Genomic DNA, 21,110 nt, shown 5'->3' on the forward strand with positions numbered 1-21,110 from the left:
ACGATGAACGACTACGTCGGGCAGGTCTCCTGGCTCACGGGTCTAGGCTTGGCGCGTCGCCTTCCCAGGACCGAGGTCCCAGTGGCATGTGACGCGTAAGCTCGCCGCTTACAGTTGCGGGGGCAGCCGGGGTTTTGAACCCCGTTCCCTATTCATCCTCTTGCGAGGAACCTGACGCAAAAGCAGCCCTATAGGTTGCGCCGCACACCGTCAATGCAGCGCTCTGGGCGGTCGGAAACGACATGAGAGGCGTCGATAGTCTTCAGATCGAGCGTTCGTCATCCAGGCTGCTGGCCAGTCTGCTAGACAGCTCTTGTCTGACCGACTCGCCAATCCGGAGTGAATTTCATGCGTTTCCTGGCTCTTGGCCTGACGGTTTCGATGTCGATCCTGGCCGGCTGCGCGACGCCGCCCGGCGCCCCGGATGCGGTTCCGTTGGCGGCATTCTTCGACTGCGCGCGCGACAGGGGCGTCCTGATTTCGGCCCACCGTGCGGTGCTGGACGACACCACGCCCGAGAACTCCCTGGCCGGCATTCGCGCCACCGGCACGGCCATCCGCCCTGCCCTCCTCGAGATCGACGTGACCAGGACCCGGGACGGCGCGCTGGTGCTGATGCACGACGAGACTCTGGATCGCACCACCACGGGCCGCGGCCGCGTCGCTGACAACACCCTGGCGCAGCTGCGCGCCACGCGCCTGATCGACGGGGCCGGCAAGGTCACGGAGGCGCCGCCCCCCACCTTGCGTGAGGCGCTGGATGCGGCGGGCGCGGTAGGCGCGGTCGTGACGCTGGACTTCAAGAGTTCCGGCGCGGACGGCGACGTCCTCACGCGGCAGGTGATCGCCGAGACCCGCGCCGCGCGCGCCCAGGGACGGGCGGTGCTGATCGTCTACAACGACGCGGACGCCCTGCGTCTGGCGCCCCTGGCCCCCGAGATGATGATCTCTGTGCCCGTGTCCGGCCTGGACCATCTGGCCAGCCTGGCCCGCGGCGGGCTACCGGCCCATCGCATCCTGGCCTGGACGGGAACCCGCGCCGAGAACCCGGCGCTGTGGGCCGACCTTCGCAAGGCCGGCGTGGAGCCGATGTTTGGAACCCTCGGCGCGCCGAGCCGCCGCGCGGACGACCGCTACGCGGCGGACGGCAATCCCAGCGAATATGGCGATCTGGCCAGGGCTGGAGTCGCGGTGATCGCCACCGATACCCCCAAGGTCGTCAGGGCGGTGCTGGCGCAGGCGGTTGGCGCGCCTGCGGCCTGCAAGCTTGGCTGATCCTTACCCGCAACCTCGGCCTTGACGGGGGGATCCGAACAAACGTTTGGGATGGGCTCAACGGACTCTGGCGTTTTGGTCCGGTTGGCCGCACAGTTTCGGCAAGGGGATCAGATCCGGAGTTCCGACGATGAAAATCTCACTTGTGATCCTGGCCCTGGGCGCGACGATCGCTGGCCCGGCCCTCTCGGCGCCCAAGGTCGCGACGGTTCGCGTCTCGATCGGACCCGAGCTGGCCAAGAAGACCCAAACCCTGGATGCGCGCGAGTTCGACTATCTGACCCGCGAACTGAAACGCTCGGTCGAGAAGAGACTTGATCGTTCAGGCGCTCTGGATCCAGCCGGCGGTGAGCTGGACCTCGTCATCGAAGACGCCAGGCCCAATCGTCCCACCCTGCGGGAAATGAGCGCAAAGCCTGGGCTTTCCTATCAGAGCTTCGGCGTCGGCGGGGCCCGGGTCAGTGGTGAATACCGGGCCACTTCGGGCGCTCGCACGCCCGTGGCCTACAGCTGGTACGAAACTGATATTCGCTGGGCCCAGTACAATGGCACCTGGAGCGACGCCGACGAGGCGTTCGACCGGCTGGCCGTTCGATTGGCCAAGGATGAGTTCGGCGCCCACTAGCGCCGTCCTAAAGGGCGGCCACGCTCAATGAGTTCAAGAGGCGGGATCCAACCCGCCGTGTTCGGGAGAGGATTACGCGGAATGACCGATCGACCATCATCCTGGTCTCTGGCGGCGTTCGCCGCGCCCTGCCTGCCCCTTGCGGCGCTGGGCCTCCCGCTGGTGGTCTATCTGCCGGAATTCTATGTCAGCGAACTGGGCCTGTCGCTGGGCGTAGTCGGCGCCGCCTTCCTGATTGTCCGACTGATCGACATCGTCTTCGACCCATTCATCGGCGGCATCATGGACCGCACAGGAACCCAGTGGGGGCGGTTCAGGCCCTGGCTGGTGGCGGGCTCACCCCTTGTGATGCTGGGCGCGTTCGGCCTGTTCATGGCCCAGCCCGGTATCGGACCCGTGTATCTCTGGCTCTGCCTTATCGTCGTCTATGCCGGCTATTCGATGATGGCGCTGTCGCACACCGCCTGGGCCGCCGTGCTTTCGACCGACTATCAGCAGCGCTCGCGCGTCTATGGCTGGTGGCAAGCCGGCAATGTGGTGGGGATGATCCTGGTATTGACCCTGCCGCCGATCATCGCCCTGGCGTTCAAGGGTGATCACGCTGCGGGCATACGCTCGATGGGCTGGTTCATCGTCCTGCTGATCCCCCTGACCGTGCTGCTGGCGACCCGCACGGTCGGCGAGCGCCAGGCACCCGTCGTGCGGCATCGTTCCGGGCTCACCCAGTATTTCGCACTGCTGAAGCGCAGCTCGACCCGTAAGCTCCTGATCGCCGACCTGCTGATGGGCCTGGCGCCGGGCATCGCCGGAGCCCTGTTCTTCTTCTTCTTCGAGCGCATCAAGGGCTTCGACAAGACCGAGGCCGGCATTCTGCTGCTGATCTATTTCGTGGCCGCTCTGGCCGGCGCGCCGCTGTGGCCGATGCTGGCCCGGCGGATCGGCAAGCATCACGCCCTGGCCGTAGCGTCGGTTGTCTATGCTGTGGTTCAGGTCTGCGCGGTGCTGACGCCCGCCGGCAATACGTGGGCGGGCATGCTGGTCCTGATCCTCGCCGGCCTGCCCTATTCCGCCGCGCCCTTGCTGGTCAGGTCCATGATGGCCGACATCGGCGACGAAGAACGCCTGGCCAGCGGCGCCGACCGGACGGGGCTGCTCTATGCCCTGGTCAGCGGCACCGTGAAGCTGGGCCATGCCCTGGCCATCGGCGCCTTCCCCCTGCTGGCCCTGTTCGGCTTCGACCCGAAACTGCCCACCCCGGTGGGCGAAACGGCTCTGATCGCGCTCTACTCCGTGGTTCCAGCCGCTATGGGCCTTGTGGTCGCCGCCGTCATGCTGCGCTATCCGCTCGACGCGACTCGCGTCGCCGAGATCCAGCGCCAGCTCGCGGCGCGGGACGCGGCGACGCCGTCGCACCACGAGCCTGAACCGGATACGCATGCCGCCCTCGCCACCCCCGCCGAGTGACGTCGAACACCCGCTGTTCGCACTGATCGAGATCATGGCCCGCCTGCGCGATCCCGTGGGCGGTTGCCCGTGGGACCAGCAGCAGACCTTCGCCAGCATCGCGCCCTACACGGTGGAGGAAGCCTATGAGGTCGCCGACGCCATCGAGCGCGGCGACCTGGGGGATCTGAAAGAGGAGCTGGGAGACCTGCTTCTGCAGGTGGTCTTCCATGCCCGCATGGCCCAGGAGCAGGGCGCGTTCGACTTCGCCGGCGTGGCCGCGGCCATCTCCGACAAGATGATCCGCCGTCACCCGCATGTGTTCGGCGATCATGCCTATGACGACCAGGCCGCCCAGACGGCCGGCTGGGAAGCCCTGAAAGCCCAGGAACGCAAGGCCAAGGCCAAGACGGGCGTTCTGGACGACGTGCCGGCGGGTCTTCCCGCCCTGACCCGTGCGGTGAAGCTGACCAAGCGCGCCGCCCGCGTCGGCTTCGACTGGCCTTCGACCAGGGAGGTGCTGGACAAGCTGCGCGAGGAGATCGCCGAGCTGGAAGTCGAGATCGAGGCCGGCGACCGGGCCAAGGCGCGCGAGGAACTGGGCGATCTGCTGTTCGTCTGCGCCAACCTGGCCCGCAAGCTGGACGTCGAGCCCGAGGACGCCCTGCGCGCCACCAACGCCAAGTTCAGCCGCCGCTTCGCCTATATCGAGGCGGCGCTGGCCAGGGACGGGCGTACGCCCGATCAGTCGGACCTGGCCGAGATGGACGCGCTTTGGGACGCCGCCAAGGCGGACGAGAAGAAGAGCTAGCCGGCGACCATCACGAAGGCGTCGGGAAACTGGCGCTCGAACCGGCCCAGCGCCTGGGTATCCAGGCGTGCGACGATCGTCACGCCGCCCTCCGCTTCATCCTCGCGGCTGAGCACGCGGCCGTTGCGATAGATCCAGGCCAGGGCTTCGCCCTCCCCCGCCGCGATCCGGATAGCGATGGGCGGGGAGTCGTCGATCAGGCCGCTGATGCGCTTGAGCAGCGCTTCACAGCCCTCGCCCGTGACCGCCGAGACGGCCGAGGCTTCGCTGCGTCTGGCGCTGCCTTCAACCTCCTCGCGGTCCTCCTCGGGGACGAGGTCGATCTTGTTCCAGACCTCGACCACCGTCTTGCCTTCGTCGAAGGTGACGCCCAGCTCGGCCAGCACCGTCTCGACATCGCGGGCCTGGGCCACGCTGTCGGGATTGGCGATGTCGCGGACGTGCAGCACGACGTCGGCCTCCTGCACCTCTTCCAGCGTGGCGCGGAACGCCTCGACCAGTTCGTGCGGCAGGTCGGAGATGAAGCCCACCGTGTCCGACAGGATCGCGGGGCGACCGTCGGGCAGCTTTACCGTCCGCAGGGTCGGATCCAGAGTGGCGAACAGCATGTCCTTGGCCAGGACTTCGGCCTGGGTCAGCCGGTTGAACAGCGTCGACTTGCCGGCGTTGGTGTAGCCCACAAGGGCCACGGTCGGGTACGGCACCTTCTTGCGGGCCTTGCGATGCAGGGTGCGTGTGCGGCGCACCTCTTCCAGCTCGCGCTTCAGCTTGAGAATGTTGTCGGCGATCAGACGCCGGTCGAGTTCGATCTGGGTTTCGCCGGGACCGCCGGTGTTACCGGTGCCGCCGCGCTGGCGCTCAAGGTGGGTCCAGGTGCGGACCAGGCGCGAGCGTTCATAGTCCAGACGCGCCAGTTCGACCTGCAGCTTGCCTTCGCGCGTGCGGGCGCGGCGGGCGAAGATCTCGAGGATCAGACCGGTCCGGTCCACGACCTTGACGTTGAGCCCGCGCTCCAGATTGCGCTGTTGCACGGGCGTCAACTGGTCGTCGAACACCGCGACGTCGATCTTCTCGACCTCGCAGATCGCCGCGAACTCCTCGATCTTGCCCTTGCCGAACAGCGTCGCAGGCGTGACCACGCGCAGGGGCGCGATCACCGTCTCGACGACATTCAGATCGAGGGCCAGCGCCAGGCCGACCGCCTCCTCGAGGCGCGACTGAGGGTCACGCGCTAGAGCGGCGGCCGGGCCTCGCAGAGGCCGCACCGGGTGGATGACGAGCGCCTTAAGAACCGGCGCGGCGTGGTCTACGGATTTTGAGGATTTGGACAAGCGTCTCTAATTCAATCGTCGGAGTCGGCGCTCGGCTCGTACAGCTGGACGGGCTGGGCCGGCATGATGGTCGAGATGGCGTGCTTATAGACCAGTTGCGACTGGCCGTCGCGACGCAGCAGGACGCAGAAGTTGTCGAACCAGCTGACAACGCCCTGAAGCTTGACGCCATTGACGAGGAAAATGGTCAGCGGCGTCTTGGACTTGCGCACGCTGTTCAGGAACGTGTCCTGTAAGTTTTGTTTCTTTTCGGCAGACATGGGGGTTCCCCTCTTATTGTTTCGGAGGGCAAAGCACCCTCCACACAAACAAGTTCATGCTAGATCATTTTCCACTGAACGCGATCACCATTCGGTGGAAAAATGCGCCCTGCGTCGAATTCGCGCTGTTTCAGACCAGTCGTTTTCGACCTGTCCGTCAGACGGCTTTTTCGCGGGCGCGCTGGATATAGAGACTCCGAAGCCGCGTCGCCACCGGGCCAGGCGCCCCATCGCCAACCTTCACGCCATCGACGCTGACGATCGGCATCACCAGGGTGCCGGCCCCGGTGATGAAGGCCTCCCGCGCGGCTTGCGCCTCGGCGATGGTGAAGGGCTTTTCGTTGATCGACAGGCCCGCTTCGCGGATCACCTCGAACAGGGTGGAGCGGGTCACGCCGTGCAGGATGTTGGCCTGGGTGTCGCGCGTGCGCAGATGACCTTCGGCGTCGACGATCCAGGCGTTGGATGACGCGCCCTCGGTCACCAGCCCCAGGTCATCGACGAACCAGGCCTCGATCGCGCCGCGCTCACGGGCCGCTTGCTTGGCCAGGGCGTTGGGCAGCAGACCGACCGACTTGATGTCGCAGCGGCCCCAGCGGTTCTCGGGAACGCTGATGACCGCCGCGCCCTGCGCCGCCTTGCGCTCGGCCAACTGAGGATCGGTCGACTTGGCCGTGACCACCATGGAGGGCGCAACGGCGGGATTGGGAAAGGCGTGGTCCCGACGGGCGACGCCGCGCGTCACCTGCAGATAGACCAGACCATTGCGCACCATATTGCGGCGCACCGCTTCGCGAAGCACGACGGTCAGGGCCGCCTGCCCCATGGGATGGGCGATGCGCAGGGAGTCCAGGCTGCGCCAGAGCCGGGCGAAATGGCCCTGGGCGTCGGCCAGCTTGCCATCGAACACGGCCCAGACTTCATAGACGCCGTCGGCCAGCTGATAGCCGCGATCCTCGATATGTACGGCAGCCTCGCCGTGCCGGACGAAGCGGCCGTTCACATAGGCAAAACGCGACATCTATTCTTCCTCGTCCGCCCGCGCGCCAGCGACGCCCAGGGACTTGAGCTTGCGGTGCAGCGCCGAGCGCTCCATGCCGATGAAATTGGCGGTACGCGAGATGTTTCCGCCAAAACGCAGGATCTGGGCGTTCAGATATTCGCGCTCGAACAGCTCCCGCGCCTCGCGCAGCGGCAAGGCGATGATCCGTTCGGCCCCGATCGCGCCGGCATGGCCGGCCGAAGGCTGCTCGGCGCCGGCCAGCATCTCGGCGGTGATCAGTTCGCCCGGCTCGCCGGCCGCCAGGATCAGCATGCGCTCGACGTTGTTGCGAAGCTGGCGGACATTGCCCGGCCAGGTCTGCACCTGCAGCGTCGCCAGCGCGTCGTCGCCCAGGCGGCGGCGCGGCAGGCCGGTCGCCTCGACAATGCGGTCGATGAAGAAGCTGATCAGTTCCGGAATGTCTTCGCGGCGCTCAGACAGGCCTGGCACCCGCACGGGCACGACGTTCAGGCGGTGAAACAGGTCCTCGCGGAACCGTCCCGCTGCGATCTCGTCGCGCAGGTCGCGAGAGGTCGAGGAAATGACGCGAACATCCACCTGAACGTCGCTGTCGCCGCCCACGCGGCGGAAGCGCTGCTCGACCAGGACCCGCAGGATGCGGCTCTGGGTCTCGCGCGGCATGTCGGCCACCTCGTCGAGATAGAGGGTGCCGCCGTGGGCCCGCTCGAACACGCCGATCTTGCGCGGACGACCGCCCTCGCCTTCCTCGCCGAACAGTTCGACGTCGAGACGTTCCGGGGCCATGCCCGCCGCGCTGACCGCCACGAATTCCTGCCGGGTCCGGGCGCTGGCGCCGTGGATCAAGCGGGCCACGAGCTCCTTGCCCGCACCAGGCGGCCCGGAGACCAGCACCCGGCTGTTGGCCGGAGCCACCTTGGCAATCATCTGGCGAAGGGCCTGGGCGGCGGCCGATTTTCCCATCAGGCCGTCAGAGGTGAAGCTCTGGGCGCGCAGCCTGCGATTCTCGCGCTTGAGGCCTGCCGCCTCCAGCGCACGCTCGACCACCAGCAACAGCCGATCCGACTTGAACGGCTTCTCAAGGAACTCGTAGGCGCCGCGCTTGATGGCGCTGACGGCGGTCTCGATATTGCCGTGGCCCGAGATCATGATCACCGGCAGGTCAGGGTCGAGCTCCTTGACCATGTCGAGGAGTTCAAGCCCGTCCATGCCCCCGCCCTGCATCCAGATGTCCAGCACCAGCAGGGCCGGTTTGCGGGCGCGCAGGGCCGCCAGCGCCTGATTGGAATCCGCGGCGGTTCGCACGGCATAGCCCTCGTCCTCGAGGATGCCGGCCACGAGGTCGCGGATGTCGGCCTCGTCGTCCACAACAAGCACGTCAGCGCTCATATCATCTCCTCAACGCCACCGAGGGCCGCGGCGGGCAGCCGCGCGGTCGTCGGAAATTTCAGGATCACCCGGGCTCCGGGCGCTTGGTGGGCATCGGTCAGGACCAGAGTTCCCTCGTGGTCCTCCATGATCCGCTTGACGATCGCCAGGCCAAGGCCTGTGCCCTTCTCGCGGGTCGTTACGTAAGGTTCGGTCAAGCGATCGCGATCACGGGCCGGAAGGCCGACGCCGTTGTCCTCGATGATCACGCTAAGACCCTGGTCGTCGGTCACCAGGGTCGCGGTGATCCTGCCGGCCGGTTCAGGGGTGATGTGTCGCCGCGCCCCGACCGCTTCGCCGGCGTTTTTGAGGATGTTGGTCAGGGCCTGACCCACCATCCGCGCGTCGCACTGGATCAGCACGTCCTCGCCCGGCTCGATCAGGACGACCTCGATCTCGGGATCCACGAACCGCTGGGCGAAGACGCCCTGGCGCAGCATCTCGGTCAGGTTGGCCGGCTCGAAACGCGGCGCGGGCATCCGCGCGAACGCCGAGAATTCGTCGACCATCCGGCCGATATCGCCCACCTGGCGGATGATGGTTTCGGTGCAGCGGTCGAAGGTCTCCAGATCGCTGGTGATCTCCTTGCGATACTTGCGCTTGATGCGTTCGGCCGACAGCTGGATCGGGGTCAGCGGGTTCTTGATCTCGTGGGCGATCCGGCGGGCGACGTCCTTCCAGGCGGCGTTGCGCTGGGCGGCGACCAAGCGGGTGATGTCGTCGAAGGTCAGGACCAGCCCTTCGGCGACATGACCGGCGCCGCGCACGCGCAGTCGGCGGGTCTCGCCGTCGCGCACCAGATCGATCTCGACCTCGGCGTCAGACCGCCCCTCCAGGATGGTCTCGACAACGATATCGAACTCCGGCGCGGCCGCGATGAGGTCCAGGCCGACGGCGTCTTCCTGCAGACTGAGCAGGGTCACGGCGCGACGATTCAGAGCCGAGATCCGTCCCTGGGCGTCCAGGCTGACCACCCCGGCGCTGACACCTGACAGCACCGTCTCGATGAACTGGCGTCGGGTTTCGGCGTCAAGACTGGCGGTTCGCAACGCCGCCTGCTGAACCTGAAGATCTGTGGTCATCATGTTGAACGCGTTGGATAATGCCCTGATCTCATCAGGTCCGACTTCAGCGTCAACCCGAGCATCCAGATCGCCCGCCGACACCCGTCCGGCGGCTTCCACCAGTCCGGCGACGGGGCCGGCGATCGAGTTGGCGGCGGCTATGCCGACCCAGACCGCAGCGACCAGCACCAGCAGCGCGGTTTCCACATAGCTGAGGCCAAAAATGGCCTGAATCCGCCCCCGACTCCGCTCGGCGTCGCGATAGGAGATCAGCGAGTCTTCAGCCTCGATCAGGTGACTCAAGATCCCCGTGTCGATCGGGCGAACCACATAGAGATAGGCGTCCGGAAACGCCTTCAGGCGATAGAGCGCGCGGAACAGGTCCGATGACACGAAGCGCTGCGCCATCGCTTCTCCGGTATCGGTGCCCTGGAAGGTCGACGGCGGCGGCGCCAGGAAGGCGGGTGCGCCGGGCATCTCGGCCCGCGCCAGAATGCGCCCGTCGCGGTCGAGTACATAGGCGGCGGAAAAGCCGCTGTTGGCGGTCTCGCCGGCCAGGAAATGGCTGAACACCACCGGCGACTGCGAGATGGCCGGCGCGGCCTCGTTCAGGTTGGCGGCCATCGGGCGAATATGTTCGCTGATATAGTTCGTCTGTTCGGCGACATAGGATCGCGCCACCTTGGCCGAGTTCTCGACCACGGTCCTGACCCGCTGGCTGAACCAGCCCTCGACCCCGCGATTGACCAGGACGCCGAAGAACAGCGCCACGATGACGGCGGGGGCCACGGCGGCGAACGAGAACAGACCCACGAAGCGCAGATGCAGGCGCGCGCCGGCGTCATTGGCCCGGGCGTCGATCATCTCGAACAGGCGCAGGCCGACCACGGTGGCGATCGCCAGGATCAGCACCAGATTGAAGCCCAGCACGATCAGGATGGCCGTGCTGGCGGGGCTGATCGGACCGCTTTCGGGCGGCGACGAGGCCAAGGCCACGCCCGTAACGGTCAGGATCACCGCCAGGGCATAGGCGCCGCCGATCACATAGCGCGATCGCAGCCGCTCCCGCCACCAGACCCAGCTGAACCGGGGCGGCGGGCTTTCGGACCCGAATGCGGACATGACGGACGCCATGAGGTCAGTCTAGAAGTGGGTGTGCCCCAAAATCAACAGCTATGTGCTAAATAAGCTTCAGCGCCGTCCGCGGGTCATCTCCACGCCCAGGTCCTGGATCTTCTTGCGCAGGGTATTGCGGTTCAGACCGAGGATCTCGGCGGCCCTGACCTGGTTGCCGCGGGTGGCCGACAGGGTCAGCTGGATCAGCGGGCGCTCGACCTCCTGAAGAACCCGGTCGTACAGGCCCGCCGCCGGAACGCCGTCAGGCTGGTCGGCGAAATGACCCGCCAGGTGACGCTCCACCAGCATCGACAGGGTGACAGGCCCCTCTTCCGACCGAACGGCCGGCGTATGGTCCTGAAGCTCGCGATCGACGATCCGGGCGGTGATCAGCTCCTCGGCATACAGGGCGCACATCCGCCGGATCAGGTTTTCCAGCTCACGCACATTGCCGGGCCAGGAGTGGGCCTTCAGGCGATCCAGAGCGCTGGAATCGATGGTCTTGGACGGCAGACCCTCCCGCGCCGCGCGCAGCAGGAAGGTGCGGGCCAGGTCCGGAATGTCCTCGGTGCGATCGCGCAGCGGCGGCAGGCGCACGGGCGCCACATTGAGGCGGAAGAACAGGTCCTCGCGGAACAGGCCCTGCTGGATCAGGCCCCTCAGGTCACGGTTGGTGGCGGCGATGATCCGCACATTCGGCCGGCGCCCGGTCTTGGGATTGAGCACCGGCTCGGTGCCGTCGATCACGCGCAGCAGGCGGGTCTGGGCGTCCAGCGGCATGTCGCCGATCTCGTCCAGGAACAGGGTGCCGCCGTCTGCCTCGATCAGGCGGCCCAGATCGCCCTCACCGCGCCCGAACAGCTCGGTTTCGACCCGCTCGCGGGGAACCGCCGCCAGGTTGATGACCACGAACTTGCCGTCGCGACGGCGTCCCAGCTCGTGCAGGGCCCGGGCGACCAGCTCCTTGCCGGTGCCGCTTTCGCCCAGGATCAGCACCGTCAGGTCGGCGCCGACCAGACGCGCGATGGTGCGATAAACCTCCTGCATCGGCGCAGAGCGGCCGATCAGCGGCAGGCGTTCGTCGCGCATTGCCCGCGCCTGGGCCTTAGACGCCTCGGCGTCTGCCGGACGCGAAAGGGCCCGGCGCGCCGCTGCGGTGACGTCGTCAAGGTCGAACGGCTTGGAGATATACTCGAACGCCCCCGCGTCGGCGGCGTTGACCGCCGTCAGCAGCGTATTCTGGGCGCTCATCACGATGATCGGCAGCTTGGGCCGCTCCTTGCGGATGCGCGGCAGGACGTCGAACACGTTCTCGTCGGGCATCATCACATCGGTGACAACCAGGTCGCCCTCGCCGTCCATGACCCATTTGAGCAGGGTGGTGGCATTGCCTGTGGCGCGCACCTGATAGCCCAGCCGGGTGAAGGCCTGGCTGAGAACGAGCCTCACCGACGAGTCGTCGTCGGCGATCAGGATCTTCTTGCTGGCGGCATTCATGCTTACGCGTCTCCGACGGAAGGTGCAGGCGCCACGGGCAGCAGCACGCGAAACACAGTGCGGCCGGGCTCGGACTCGAAATCGATCAGGCCGCCATGGGCGGTGACCAGCTTGGTGACCAGGGCCAGGCCAAGGCCGGTGCCGTTGGGCTTGGTAGTGACGAAAGGCTGGAAGAGATGGTCGCGCAGGCTCTGAGGCACGCCGGGCCCGTTGTCCTGGATCCGGATCTCGATGGGCGCGCCGCTGGCGGCCTTGCCGTCGGCGCCTCGAACCCGAACGCCGGGGCGCCAGGCCGTGTGGATCGAGATCGCGCCGCGCCCGTCGCCGCGCATGTGAGCCGCTTCGGCGGCGTTCTTCACCAGGTTCAGGAAGATCTGGATCAGGTGATCCTCATCGCCCCACACCGGCGGCAGCGAGGGGTCGTAGGTCTCGCGCAGGCTCAAGCCGTCGGCTACGCCATTGGCGACCAGGGCGCGAATGCGGTCCAGCACCTGATGGATGTTCACGGCCTCGCGCGGCGTCGGCAGGTCTTCGGAGAAGGCCTCCATGCGATCCACCAGACGGCGGATGCGGTCGGTCTCGTCGACGATCAGCTGGGCCAGCGGCTGGTCGGCGGCTGAAGCGCCGGTCTTGAGCAGCTGGGCCGCGCCGCGAATGCCGGCCAGGGGGTTCTTGATCTCGTGGGCCAGCATCTTGCCCAGACCGACGACGGAGCGGAGACCGGCGGCGTCCGCGCCGCGATCCACGCCCAGGACGCCCTTTACATGCAGGGTCAGCAGCACCGACCCATCGCCCAGCGGCGCGGCGGCGCCATCGGCTTCGAAGGGCGGCTGGCCGAAGAGATTGACCTCGACGCCGTGCTCACGGACCGGAGCGCCCTCGAAGATCGCGCGATCCAGCAGCGAGACCAGAACCGAGCCCGGCGGCAGGGCGGCGCGGAAACGACCGCGCGCCAGCAGCGAGAGGCCGTGACCGAACAGCGCCTCGGCGGCTTCGTTGACGGCCACCAGACCGCCCTTGCTGTCGACGACCAGCGCCGGCTCAGGGCTGAGGTCAAAGGCGGCGGCCTTCAGCGCCTCGGGCGCCTTGCCGCTCAGAACACGGGCATGGTCGCTCATGCGGCGATCCTCCGGTCTCCCAGCCAAAGGCGCGTCAGAGCGCCTTCGACCAGTTCAGGTTCATCCAGACGGCACATCGTGGCGCGCGCGGCGCGGCGCGCCTCGGGCGTCTCGGGCCATGGCGCAGCTTCGATGTAAGAGGCCAGGTGCTTGCGGAACATTTTCAGACCCAGGGGCTGGCCATAGAAATCCAGGCTTCGGCGGAAATGGGTGAGAGCGATCGCCAGCCGTTCCTCGGCGTCAGGTTCGACAAAGGCGCGGCCTTCCAGCGCCGCCTCGATGGCCCCGGCGATCCAAGGGCGTCCATAGACGCCGCGACCGATCATCACGCCGTCGGCGCCCGACTGATCCAGCGCCATGCGCGCGCTGGCGCCGTCGACGATGTCGCCATTGACCAGGACAGGGATCGACACCGCCGCCTTGACCTCGGCGACGGCCGACCAGTCGGCGACGCCCTTGTAGAACTGGCTGCGGGTGCGGCCGTGAACGGTGATCGCCTTCGCGCCGGCCGCTTGGGCCCGGCGCGCGATATCGGCGGCATTGCGGGTGTTGTCGTCCCAGCCCAGTCGCATCTTCACCGTGACGGGCACGTTCACCGCCTGGACCGCAGCGGCGACCAGGGCTTCGGCCAGATCCGGGTCGCGCATCAGGGCCGAGCCGCACTGCTGGCCGCCGGAGACTTCCTTGGCAGGACAGCCAAAGTTCAGGTCGACGATCTCGGCGCCGGCTTCGGCGGCCATGCGGGCGCCTTTCGCCATCAGTTCGATGTCGCGACCGACCAGTTGCACGACCATCAGCGGCAGCCCTTCGCCCACGGCGGCGCGGCGCACGACGTCAGGCCGCCCCCGCGCAAACTCGGCGCAGGCCACCATCTCCGTCGCCACATAAGGCGCGCCGAGCGCCGTGGCCGTTTCTCTGAAGGGCAGATCGGAAATACCGGTCATGGGCGCGATCCACACGCGCCCAGGCACTTCCACTCCGCCGACCTCGAGCTTGTTGCTCATTTTGTAATCATCCCCGACGCTGTGTTTTTAGGCATATTGTGCGGCGCAGTAAAGCCCGGATCGACTGGACAACCGCAACGGCCGGACTAAACAGCGGCCATGACCTTTTCCGCCGTGATCGTCGCCGCCGGCTCCGGAACCCGGGCCGGCCCTGGCCAAGCCAAACAATGGCGATCCGTGGCCGGTAAACCCGTTTTGCGCTGGTCGGTCGAGAGCTTCATCGCCGCAGGTGCTGCCGATGTGGTCATCGTGGCTTCGGAAGACGGCGCGCTGATCCTGCCCGATGTGCTGGCGGGCCTGAAGGGCTGGCGCAGCGTTCGGGGCGGCGCGACGCGCGCGCTGTCTGTTCGGGCGGGCCTCGAGGCGCTTTCGCAGCGACCGGCCGACGAGCCAGTGCTGGTGCACGACGCCGCCCGTCCCTTCCTGAGCCGCAAGGCCATCGACGACCTGCTCGGCGCCCTGGCCGACGCGGACGGCGCCATTCCCGCCCTGCCCGTCGCCGACACCCTGAAGCGCACCGACATGGGGGCGCCCCTGACCACGACGTCTCGCGACAATCTGTGGCGAGCCCAGACTCCGCAGGCGTTCAGGCGAGGCGCCCTGGTCTCGGCCTATCTGGCCTGGCATGGCCAGGCCGAGCCCACCGACGACGCCCAGGTCGTGGAGGCCGCCGGCGGCCGCGTCGTCCTCACGCCGGGCGACCCGCTGCTGATGAAACTGACCTATCCGGAGGATTTCGCCATGGCCGAACGACTGGCGGGCGCGGCCCGCATCACCCGCATCGGCCAGGGCTTCGACGCGCACCGTTGGGGGCCGGGCGACTCGGTGTGGCTGTGCGGCGTGGAGATCGTCCATGACCAGACACTGATCGGACATTCCGACGCCGACGCCGGTCTGCACGCCCTGACCGACGCCCTGCTTGGCGCCATCGGCGAAGGCGATATCGGCGATCACTTCCCGCCCACCGACCCACAATGGAAGGGCGCGGCCTCGGACAAGTTCCTGATCCACGCCGCCGAACTGGTGCGCGCCCGGGGCGGCACGATCATCAATGTCGATGTCACGCTGATCTGCGAGCGACCCAAGATCAAGCCGCACCGGGCCGCCATGCGCGAGCGCCTGGCCCAGATCCTGGCGCTGCCGCTGGACCGGGTCAGCGTCAAGGCAACCACCACCGAGCAGATGGGTTTTACCGGGCGCGGCGAAGGTCTGGCGGCCCAGGCCGTCGTGGCGGTCGAGACTCCGGCCTGAGGGGTATAGGCTGGGCAAAGCGAATCCGCTGGAGAGCCGCATGTTTCCGCTAGAGATCGAAACCCTGGCCCGCCTGCTGGTCGCCGAGGCCCGAGAGAAGTCCCTGAGACTGGTCGCCGCCGAAAGCTGCACGGGCGGTCTGGTGGCCGGGGCGATCTGTTCGATCTCCGGCGCGTCGGACGTCTTCGAACGCGGCTTCGTCACCTACACCAATCGCGCCAAGTCCGAGATGCTGGGCGTGCCCGGCGATCTGATCGCCGACCATGGCGCGGTCTCCGAACCGGTCGCTCGGATGATGGCCGAGGGCGCTCTGGCCAACAGTCATGCTCATGTCGCGGTCTCGATCACCGGCATCGCCGGGCCGGGCGGCGGCACGCCGATGAAGCCCGTCGGCACCGTCCACTTCGCCGTGGCCCGCGCCAATCGCTCGCTCGTGCATCGCCATGAGACCTTTGACGGCCAGACGCGCGAGGCGGTGCAGCTGGCGGCCGTGCGTACGGCGCTGGAAATGCTGCGCGAGGCCGTGGCCTAGAGATGCCGGAAGCCGCGCCCTCGGACTGGCGGCGTTTTGTCGGGGCGGGACTGTCGAAAAACGCCCTGGCCGCAGCGGCGGCCCGCAAAAGCGAAATCCGGCACGCGATCCGGGTCTCGGCGGCCGTAGGCGCGGCCTATGCCGTGGCCACCCTGCTCAAGCTGCCGCAGGGCTATTGGGCGGTTTTCACCGCCGTCATCGTGGTGCAGACCAGCATCGGCGCGACGATCACCGCCTCGATCGAGCGCTTCATGGGGACGGTGGTCGGCGCCGTGGTCGGGGCGGCGGCGGCCTATCTGCATCTGCGCTATCCGGCGTTTGGCGGGCTGATCCTGTGCGTCGCTGTGGCCTTGCTGTCGTTCCTCGCCGCCGTGCGGCCGACCTTCAAGGTCGCCCCCGTGACCGCCGTGATCATGCTGATCGGCATGACCACCCACATGGATCCGCTGACCGCCGCGATGTACCGGGTGATCGAGATCACCGTCGGCAGCCTCGCAGGCGTGGCGGCGACCCTGCTGATCTTTCCCGCGCGGGCTCATGGGGAGATCGTCCAGAGGGTGCGCGAGATCGTCGATCTCAACGCCGGTCTGCTGTCGCACTACGCCCGGGTCCTGCGCGGCCAGCCCAGCGATCTGGTGGCGGCCGACCAGTACGACGCCAACCGGGTGATCATGGCCAGGCTGCAGACCGACATGGCGGAGGCCGACCGCGAGACCGCTTCGCGCCTCAGCCTCAGATCAGCGCCCGAGGCCCTGCCCCGCACCCTCTGGCGACAGCGCAATGACATCGTGATGATTGGCCGAGCGCTGGTCCAGCCGATCGCCATCCCGGGCCTGGCCGAGCCGGCGGCCGCCATGATCGACGCCGCCCGAACCTTCCTGATCCAGGCCGCAGAGCTGATCCAGATGGGCGCGCGCCCTGATCGCCTGGCCTTTTCGCAGGCCCATGTCCGCTTTCAGGAGGCGGTTGAAGGGCTGCGCGCCGATGGCTCGATCCGGGACCTGCCGTTCGACGACGCGGCGCGGATCTTTGGTCTGGTGTTCGCGGTCGAGAACCTGCACGCCAATCTCGGCGACTTCGCCGACCGCTTGGAAGAGCGCAATGAGGCCGCAGACTAGGACCCGGGGGCCCCATGGATCTGTCGGGCGCGCGCCTCGAAACAGGCGATCAGCTTGTCGGCCGCGCGATCCAGATTGGCCGCCAGCAGGGCGTCGAGCATGCGCGACTTGAACGCGAAGTCGATGACAAATTCGACAGTGGTTTCAGCGCCTTTGGGCGTGAACTTCCATTGATTTGAAAGCCGCTTGAACGGGCCGTACAGCAGGCTGACATCGACCGTCAGATGCTCGGCGTCGCGACGCACGCGCGTGGCGAACTTCTCTTTCAGGAACGAGAAGCCGACCTGGGCCTCGGCGTCGACGGTGCTGACCGCACCGTCCTGACGGGCGTTCCAGGTGCGCATGGCGGTGATCCACGGCACGAAGTCGGGATAGGCGTCCACGTCGCCGACCAGCACGAACAGCTGCTCGGGCGCATAGGGCAGAACCCGCGTGACGACGTGACGATGCAAGCCTAGGCCGTCCGGGCGTCGAGGGCGCGGCGCGCCGCCTGCAGCTTGGCGAAGTCTTCACCCGCATGGTGCGACGAGCGGGTCAGCGGACTGGCCGAGACCATCAGGAAGCCCTTGGCCCGGGCGATGGCCTCATAGGCCTTGAACTCCTCGGGCGTGACGAAGCGGTCGATGGCGGCGTGCTTGCGGGTGGGCTGCAGGTACTGGCCGATGGTGATGAAGTCGACGCCGGCCGAGCGCATGTCGTCCATCACCTGCATGACCTCTTCCTTGGCCTCGCCCAGACCGACCATCAGGCCCGACTTGGTGAACTGGCCCGGATCGCGCTCCTTGACCCGCTCCAGCAGGCGCAGGGAGTTGTAGTAGCGGGCGCCCGGGCGGATCTTCAGATAGAGCCGTGGCACGGTTTCGAGGTTGTGATTGAAGACGTCCGGGCGGGCGTCGATGACGACGTTTTCCGCGCGATCCTTGCGCAGGAAGTCGGGGGTCAGGATCTCGATGGTCGTGCCCGGCGCGGCGGCGCGGATGGCCAGGACGACTTCGGCGAAGTGCTGGGCCCCGCCATCGGCAAGGTCGTCGCGGTCCACAGAGGTGATGACCACGTGCTTGAGGCCCATCTTGGCGACGGCCTCGGCCACGCGGCGCGGCTCATCGGCGTCCAGCGCTTTGGGCAGGCCGGTGGCGACATTGCAGAAGGCGCAGGCCCGCGTGCAGATCTCGCCCATAATCATCATGGTGGCGTGCTTCTGGCTCCAGCACTCGCCGATGTTCGGACACGCCGCTTCCTCGCAGACCGTGGTCAGCTTGTGCTCACGCACGATGCTTTTGGTCTCGTTGTACTGGCCTGAGCCGGGCGCCCGGACGCGGAGCCACTCGGGCTTGCGCAGCACCGCCGTATCGGGGCGGTTCTGCTTTTCGGGGTGGCGCGCCGCCCGGTCTTCCGGGGTGCGTGCCGTCAGCGTGTCGATCACTGTGGCCATGGCGCCTAAATCGGTCTTCTTGCCCTCCGGATCAAGCACGCGATCTTGCATGAGGCGCGAAGGCGCGAAATGAGTGCATCATATGCGTCGCCTCCTCCTCGCCGTCCTGATGTTCCTGCCCCTCGCCGGCTGCGGTGATGGCGACGCCCGCGCGCCGTTCGCCGACAGTCGGACACCGCCATCCATCACACCCAGATTCTACGCGCCGGATAACTGGGCCTGGGGCTATGTGCGGGTCGGAAACGGCCCGGCGCAGCGCTATGGCGTGTCGGCCCCCCCGATCGGTCCGCGCGCCACGGTCGTGATTCTGACCGGCTACGCCGAGCCGGCGGAAAAGTGGTTCGAGACGGCGCGACATCTGAACAAGGACGGCTACACGGTCTGGGTGCTGGAGCGGCAGGGCCAGGGCGGTTCCGAGCGCCTGACGCCCTGGCGCGATGTCGGCCATGTCGACAGCTTCGAGCCCGACGCCGCCGCTGTCCGCGCCCTGGTCAATGTGGTGATCCGACCCAAGGGCGACCGGCCGCTGGTGGTTCTTGCCCATGCCGATGGCGGCCTGGTGGCCTTGCGGGCCGTCGAGACCGGCCTGCCGGCCGATGGGGTGATCCTGTCCTCGCCGGTCTTCGCGCTGCAAAGCTCGCCTGCCCAGACGACACAGGTCGCTGTCTGGGCCAGTCGTCTGAAGCTGGGCTGGATCAGGCCGCCCGGCGCGCCTGGCTGGATCCGCGATGCGCCTGTCGGCGTCGCGGCCGGCATGACCGATGACAAGACACGGGGTGCGGTCCAGCAGGCCTGGCTGACCGCCAATCCCGACCTTCGCATGGGCTCACCCAGCGTCGGCTGGCAGGCAGCCCTGGTCGAAGCGTCCGAGCGCGCCCGCGCCGATGTCTCCAGGGTCAGGGCGCCGGTGCTGATGCTGCACGGGGGCAAGGATCGCTTGACGACCCCCGCGATCCTGGCCGGCGCCTGCGCCGCGATCGCCGACTGCCGGGCGGCGGCGCTTCCAGCCGGTCATCACGACCTGCACATGGAATCAGACGCCGTACGAGACGCCTGGCTCATAGAGATCGAGCACTTCATCAAGGCCCGCATCGCGGCCAAGGCGCCGCGCCACAAGGGCTGATCCGGCGGTTTGTGACTCTTCCTTGCAAAGCTGGACCTTCCCCGGCAGTCTCGCGACCTAACGAACGAAAGCCATGACGCTTTTCGGGGAGGTTGCGCCGGGATGCCGGTAGTTTTTAAAGCGGAAGATGGCCAGAAGGCCCTCTTCGACGCCCTCATCGATGCGCGCGACACCTATGGCGCCAAAAAGCCCATCCTTGAGGATCAAGATCGCAACCCGCTCAGCTATACCGACCTGATCCGGGCGAGCTTTGCTCTGGGCCGCAAGATCGCGGCCATGACCAAGCCCGGCGAGAACGTCGGCGTGCTGCTGCCCTCGGGTTCGGCGGCCGTGGTGACGTTCTTTGCCCTGCACGCCTTCGGTCGAGTGCCGACCATGCTGAACTTCACGGCCGGCCTGCGAAACCTGAAGGCCGCCTGCCAGCTGGCCAAGGTCAAGCGCGTCCTGACCGCTCACAAGTTCATCGAGCTGGGCAATCTGCACGACATCGTCGATGCGCTCGAAGCCCAGGCGTCGATCACCTATCTGGAAGACGTGCGCGGCACGATCGGTCTGGCCGACAAGCTGTTCGCCGCCGCTGCGGGCGCGTTTCCGCGTCAGTTCCGGGCGCCGGCCAAGCCGTCGGACCGGGGCGTGGTGCTGTTCACCTCTGGCAGCTTCGGCGCGCCGCGCGGCGTGGTGCTGAGCCAGGCCAACATGGTCACCAACGCCGAGCAGGTCGCAGCGCATATCGCGCTGGACCCGGACTGGGTGTTCTTCAATCCGCTGCCCGTGTTCCACTGTTTTGGCCTGACGGGCGGCGTGATCCTGCCGCTGCTGAAGGGCATGAAGGCGTTCCAGTACCCCTCGCCCCTGCACACCAAGCAGATCCCGGCCCTGGTCAAGGACGTCGGCGCCTCGGTGCTGTTCGCCACCGACACCTTCCTCAACCACTATGCGCGCGCGTCGGACAGCGACGAGCTGTCTGGCCTGAGGTTTATCGTCTGTGGCGCTGAAAAGGTTCGGGAAGAGACGCACAACCTCATCAATGACAAATTTGGCCCCGTCCCCGTTCTGGAAGGCTATGGCGCCACCGAGGCCTCGCCGGTCATTGCGGTGAACAAGCCCGATGACAATCGTCGCGGCACGGTCGGCGGCCTGCTGCCCGGCCAGGAATTCCGCGTCGAGCCCGTCGAAGGCATTTCAGGCGGCGGCCGACTGCTGGTCCGCGGCCCCAATGTCATGCTGGGCTATCTGCGCGATGACGGCGGCATCGATGCGCCGGATGGCGGCTGGCACGACACCGGCGATGTGGTCTCGATGTCCGACGACAACTGGATCACCATCAAGGGTCGGGTGAAGCGCTTCGCCAAGATCGCCGGCGAGATGGTCTCCCTGACGGCGGCCGAAGACCTGGCCTCGGCGGTCTGGCCCGACGGCCGACACGCGGTGATCTCGATGCCCGACAAGAAAAAGGGCGAGAGGCTGGTTCTGGTCACGGACCGCCACGACGCTGCGGTCTCTGACCTGGTGGCCCACGCCCAGACCATCGGCGCGCCGGAGCTGGCGGTGCCGCGCAAGATCCTGAAGGTGCCCGAAGTGCCCGTGCTGGGCAGCGGCAAGACCGACTATGTCGCCATCCAGCGCATGGCCGATCAGGACGCCAGGGCCGCCTAGACAGA

Annotated in this window: 19 protein-coding genes and 1 riboswitch; of the genes, 9 read left to right on the plus strand and 10 right to left on the minus strand. The window is 67.3% G+C overall.

Going from position 1 to position 21,110, the window contains the following annotated elements:
- Nucleotides 1-2: 2 nt before the first annotated feature.
- Nucleotides 3-190, minus strand: a riboswitch (cobalamin riboswitch).
- A 158-nt stretch (nt 191-348) separates the two neighbouring features.
- From ACW17Z_RS02005 to mazG, 4 genes are all read left to right on the plus strand, one after another.
- Nucleotides 349-1,275, plus strand: a complete 927-nt coding sequence (locus ACW17Z_RS02005) for a glycerophosphodiester phosphodiesterase family protein (protein WP_492057399.1) — start codon at nt 349-351, stop codon at nt 1,273-1,275.
- Between the two features lie 130 nt (nt 1,276-1,405).
- Entirely contained in the window at nt 1,406-1,900 is a 495-nt protein-coding gene (locus tag ACW17Z_RS02010; RefSeq protein ID WP_492057400.1) for a hypothetical protein, read from the plus strand.
- An 81-nt stretch (nt 1,901-1,981) separates the two neighbouring features.
- A complete protein-coding gene (locus ACW17Z_RS02015; protein ID WP_419317105.1) occupies nt 1,982-3,364 on the plus strand; it encodes an MFS transporter in 1,383 nt (460 codons plus the stop codon).
- Nucleotides 3,336-4,154, plus strand: a complete 819-nt coding sequence (gene mazG / locus ACW17Z_RS02020) for a nucleoside triphosphate pyrophosphohydrolase (RefSeq protein WP_492057402.1) — start codon at nt 3,336-3,338, stop codon at nt 4,152-4,154. Before ACW17Z_RS02015 ends, mazG begins: the two co-directional genes overlap by 29 nt.
- Here the strand turns inward: mazG and hflX are convergent.
- The 8 genes from hflX to dusB all read right to left on the minus strand — a co-directional run bounded on the left by hflX (nt 4,151) and on the right by dusB (nt 13,993).
- The gene (hflX, locus tag ACW17Z_RS02025; protein WP_492057403.1) at nt 4,151-5,485 is read right to left on the minus strand and encodes a GTPase HflX; all 1,335 of its coding nucleotides are present in this window, start codon (nt 5,483-5,485) and stop codon (nt 4,151-4,153) included. The genes mazG and hflX overlap by 4 nt on opposite strands.
- Before the next feature lie 11 nt (nt 5,486-5,496).
- Nucleotides 5,497-5,745 carry an RNA chaperone Hfq gene (hfq, locus tag ACW17Z_RS02030; protein WP_013079113.1) on the minus strand — a complete coding sequence of 83 codons (249 nt, stop codon included), beginning with the start codon at nt 5,743-5,745 and terminating at the stop codon, nt 5,497-5,499.
- Nucleotides 5,746-5,902: 157 nt separating this feature from the next.
- Nucleotides 5,903-6,766 (minus strand): D-amino-acid transaminase, encoded by an 864-nt coding sequence (locus tag ACW17Z_RS02035; protein WP_492057404.1) that lies wholly within the window; start codon nt 6,764-6,766, stop codon nt 5,903-5,905.
- On the minus strand, nt 6,767-8,155 hold the full coding sequence (gene ntrX / locus ACW17Z_RS02040; RefSeq protein WP_492057405.1) for a nitrogen assimilation response regulator NtrX: 1,389 nt from the start codon (nt 8,153-8,155) through the stop codon (nt 6,767-6,769).
- A complete protein-coding gene (locus tag ACW17Z_RS02045; RefSeq protein WP_419317115.1) occupies nt 8,152-10,392 on the minus strand; it encodes a sensor histidine kinase NtrY-like in 2,241 nt (746 codons plus the stop codon). Before ACW17Z_RS02045 ends, ntrX begins: the two co-directional genes overlap by 4 nt.
- 57 nt (nt 10,393-10,449) lie before the next feature.
- A complete protein-coding gene (locus ACW17Z_RS02050; RefSeq protein ID WP_419317117.1) occupies nt 10,450-11,871 on the minus strand; it encodes a sigma 54-interacting transcriptional regulator in 1,422 nt (473 codons plus the stop codon).
- A 2-nt stretch (nt 11,872-11,873) separates the two neighbouring features.
- On the minus strand, nt 11,874-12,989 hold the full coding sequence (locus ACW17Z_RS02055; RefSeq protein ID WP_492057406.1) for a two-component system sensor histidine kinase NtrB: 1,116 nt from the start codon (nt 12,987-12,989) through the stop codon (nt 11,874-11,876).
- The gene (gene dusB, locus ACW17Z_RS02060; protein WP_492057407.1) at nt 12,986-13,993 is read right to left on the minus strand and encodes a tRNA dihydrouridine synthase DusB; all 1,008 of its coding nucleotides are present in this window, start codon (nt 13,991-13,993) and stop codon (nt 12,986-12,988) included. Before dusB ends, ACW17Z_RS02055 begins: the two co-directional genes overlap by 4 nt.
- A gap of 99 nt (nt 13,994-14,092) precedes the next feature.
- On the opposite strand from dusB, the gene ACW17Z_RS02065 reads away from it, so the two are divergent.
- Genes ACW17Z_RS02065 through ACW17Z_RS02075 form a run of 3 tightly spaced genes read left to right on the plus strand, consistent with a single transcriptional unit; the run spans nt 14,093 to nt 16,894 of the window.
- Complete coding sequence (locus ACW17Z_RS02065; RefSeq protein WP_492057408.1) at nt 14,093-15,244, plus strand: bifunctional 2-C-methyl-D-erythritol 4-phosphate cytidylyltransferase/2-C-methyl-D-erythritol 2,4-cyclodiphosphate synthase; 1,152 nt, start codon at nt 14,093-14,095, stop codon at nt 15,242-15,244.
- 40 nt (nt 15,245-15,284) lie between these two features.
- A complete protein-coding gene (locus ACW17Z_RS02070) occupies nt 15,285-15,776 on the plus strand; it encodes a CinA family protein (RefSeq protein ID WP_419317125.1) in 492 nt (163 codons plus the stop codon).
- A gap of 2 nt (nt 15,777-15,778) precedes the next feature.
- Entirely contained in the window at nt 15,779-16,894 is a 1,116-nt protein-coding gene (locus ACW17Z_RS02075) for an FUSC family protein (RefSeq protein WP_492057409.1), read from the plus strand.
- On the opposite strand, the gene ACW17Z_RS02080 is transcribed toward ACW17Z_RS02075, so the two are convergent.
- Both ACW17Z_RS02080 and lipA read right to left on the minus strand, forming a co-directional pair.
- On the minus strand, nt 16,891-17,346 hold the full coding sequence (locus ACW17Z_RS02080) for a type II toxin-antitoxin system RatA family toxin (protein ID WP_419317129.1): 456 nt from the start codon (nt 17,344-17,346) through the stop codon (nt 16,891-16,893). The genes ACW17Z_RS02075 and ACW17Z_RS02080 overlap by 4 nt on opposite strands.
- A 2-nt stretch (nt 17,347-17,348) precedes the next feature.
- Entirely contained in the window at nt 17,349-18,326 is a 978-nt protein-coding gene (gene lipA / locus ACW17Z_RS02085; protein WP_419255291.1) for a lipoyl synthase, read from the minus strand.
- Between the two features lie 82 nt (nt 18,327-18,408).
- Between lipA and ACW17Z_RS02090 the strand changes: the two genes are divergently transcribed.
- Together ACW17Z_RS02090 and ACW17Z_RS02095 are read left to right on the plus strand one after the other, a co-directional pair.
- On the plus strand, nt 18,409-19,449 hold the full coding sequence (locus ACW17Z_RS02090) for an alpha/beta fold hydrolase (RefSeq protein ID WP_492057410.1): 1,041 nt from the start codon (nt 18,409-18,411) through the stop codon (nt 19,447-19,449).
- Nucleotides 19,450-19,551: 102 nt separating this feature from the next.
- Nucleotides 19,552-21,105 carry an AMP-binding protein gene (locus ACW17Z_RS02095; RefSeq protein WP_492057411.1) on the plus strand — a complete coding sequence of 518 codons (1,554 nt, stop codon included), beginning with the start codon at nt 19,552-19,554 and terminating at the stop codon, nt 21,103-21,105.
- Nucleotides 21,106-21,110: the final 5 nt, after the last annotated feature.

The sequence above is a fragment of the Caulobacter sp. GSs2 genome, assembly GCF_058680895.1.

Bases quoted from the DNA above. Each gene is read 5' to 3' on its own strand.
- ACW17Z_RS02010 (WP_492057400.1), top strand. From the start codon at position 1,406: ATGAAAATCTCACTTGTGATCCTGGCCCTGGGCGCGACGATCGCTGGC.
- ACW17Z_RS02045 (WP_419317115.1), bottom strand. From the start codon at position 10,392: ATGGCGTCCGTCATGTCCGCATTCGGGTCCGAAAGCCCGCCGCCCCGG.
- lipA (WP_419255291.1), bottom strand. From the start codon at position 18,326: ATGGCCACAGTGATCGACACGCTGACGGCACGCACCCCGGAAGACCGG.
- ACW17Z_RS02035 (WP_492057404.1), bottom strand. From the start codon at position 6,766: ATGTCGCGTTTTGCCTATGTGAACGGCCGCTTCGTCCGGCACGGCGAG.
- ACW17Z_RS02090 (WP_492057410.1), top strand. From the start codon at position 18,409: ATGCGTCGCCTCCTCCTCGCCGTCCTGATGTTCCTGCCCCTCGCCGGC.
- mazG (WP_492057402.1), top strand. From the start codon at position 3,336: ATGCCGCCCTCGCCACCCCCGCCGAGTGACGTCGAACACCCGCTGTTC.
- ACW17Z_RS02095 (WP_492057411.1), top strand. From the start codon at position 19,552: ATGCCGGTAGTTTTTAAAGCGGAAGATGGCCAGAAGGCCCTCTTCGAC.
- ACW17Z_RS02015 (WP_419317105.1), top strand. From the start codon at position 1,982: ATGACCGATCGACCATCATCCTGGTCTCTGGCGGCGTTCGCCGCGCCC.
- ACW17Z_RS02075 (WP_492057409.1), top strand. From the start codon at position 15,779: ATGCCGGAAGCCGCGCCCTCGGACTGGCGGCGTTTTGTCGGGGCGGGA.
- ACW17Z_RS02055 (WP_492057406.1), bottom strand. From the start codon at position 12,989: ATGAGCGACCATGCCCGTGTTCTGAGCGGCAAGGCGCCCGAGGCGCTG.
- dusB (WP_492057407.1), bottom strand. From the start codon at position 13,993: ATGAGCAACAAGCTCGAGGTCGGCGGAGTGGAAGTGCCTGGGCGCGTG.
- hfq (WP_013079113.1), bottom strand. From the start codon at position 5,745: ATGTCTGCCGAAAAGAAACAAAACTTACAGGACACGTTCCTGAACAGC.
- ACW17Z_RS02050 (WP_419317117.1), bottom strand. From the start codon at position 11,871: ATGAATGCCGCCAGCAAGAAGATCCTGATCGCCGACGACGACTCGTCG.
- ACW17Z_RS02005 (WP_492057399.1), top strand. From the start codon at position 349: ATGCGTTTCCTGGCTCTTGGCCTGACGGTTTCGATGTCGATCCTGGCC.
- ACW17Z_RS02070 (WP_419317125.1), top strand. From the start codon at position 15,285: ATGTTTCCGCTAGAGATCGAAACCCTGGCCCGCCTGCTGGTCGCCGAG.
- ACW17Z_RS02065 (WP_492057408.1), top strand. From the start codon at position 14,093: ATGACCTTTTCCGCCGTGATCGTCGCCGCCGGCTCCGGAACCCGGGCC.
- ntrX (WP_492057405.1), bottom strand. From the start codon at position 8,155: ATGAGCGCTGACGTGCTTGTTGTGGACGACGAGGCCGACATCCGCGAC.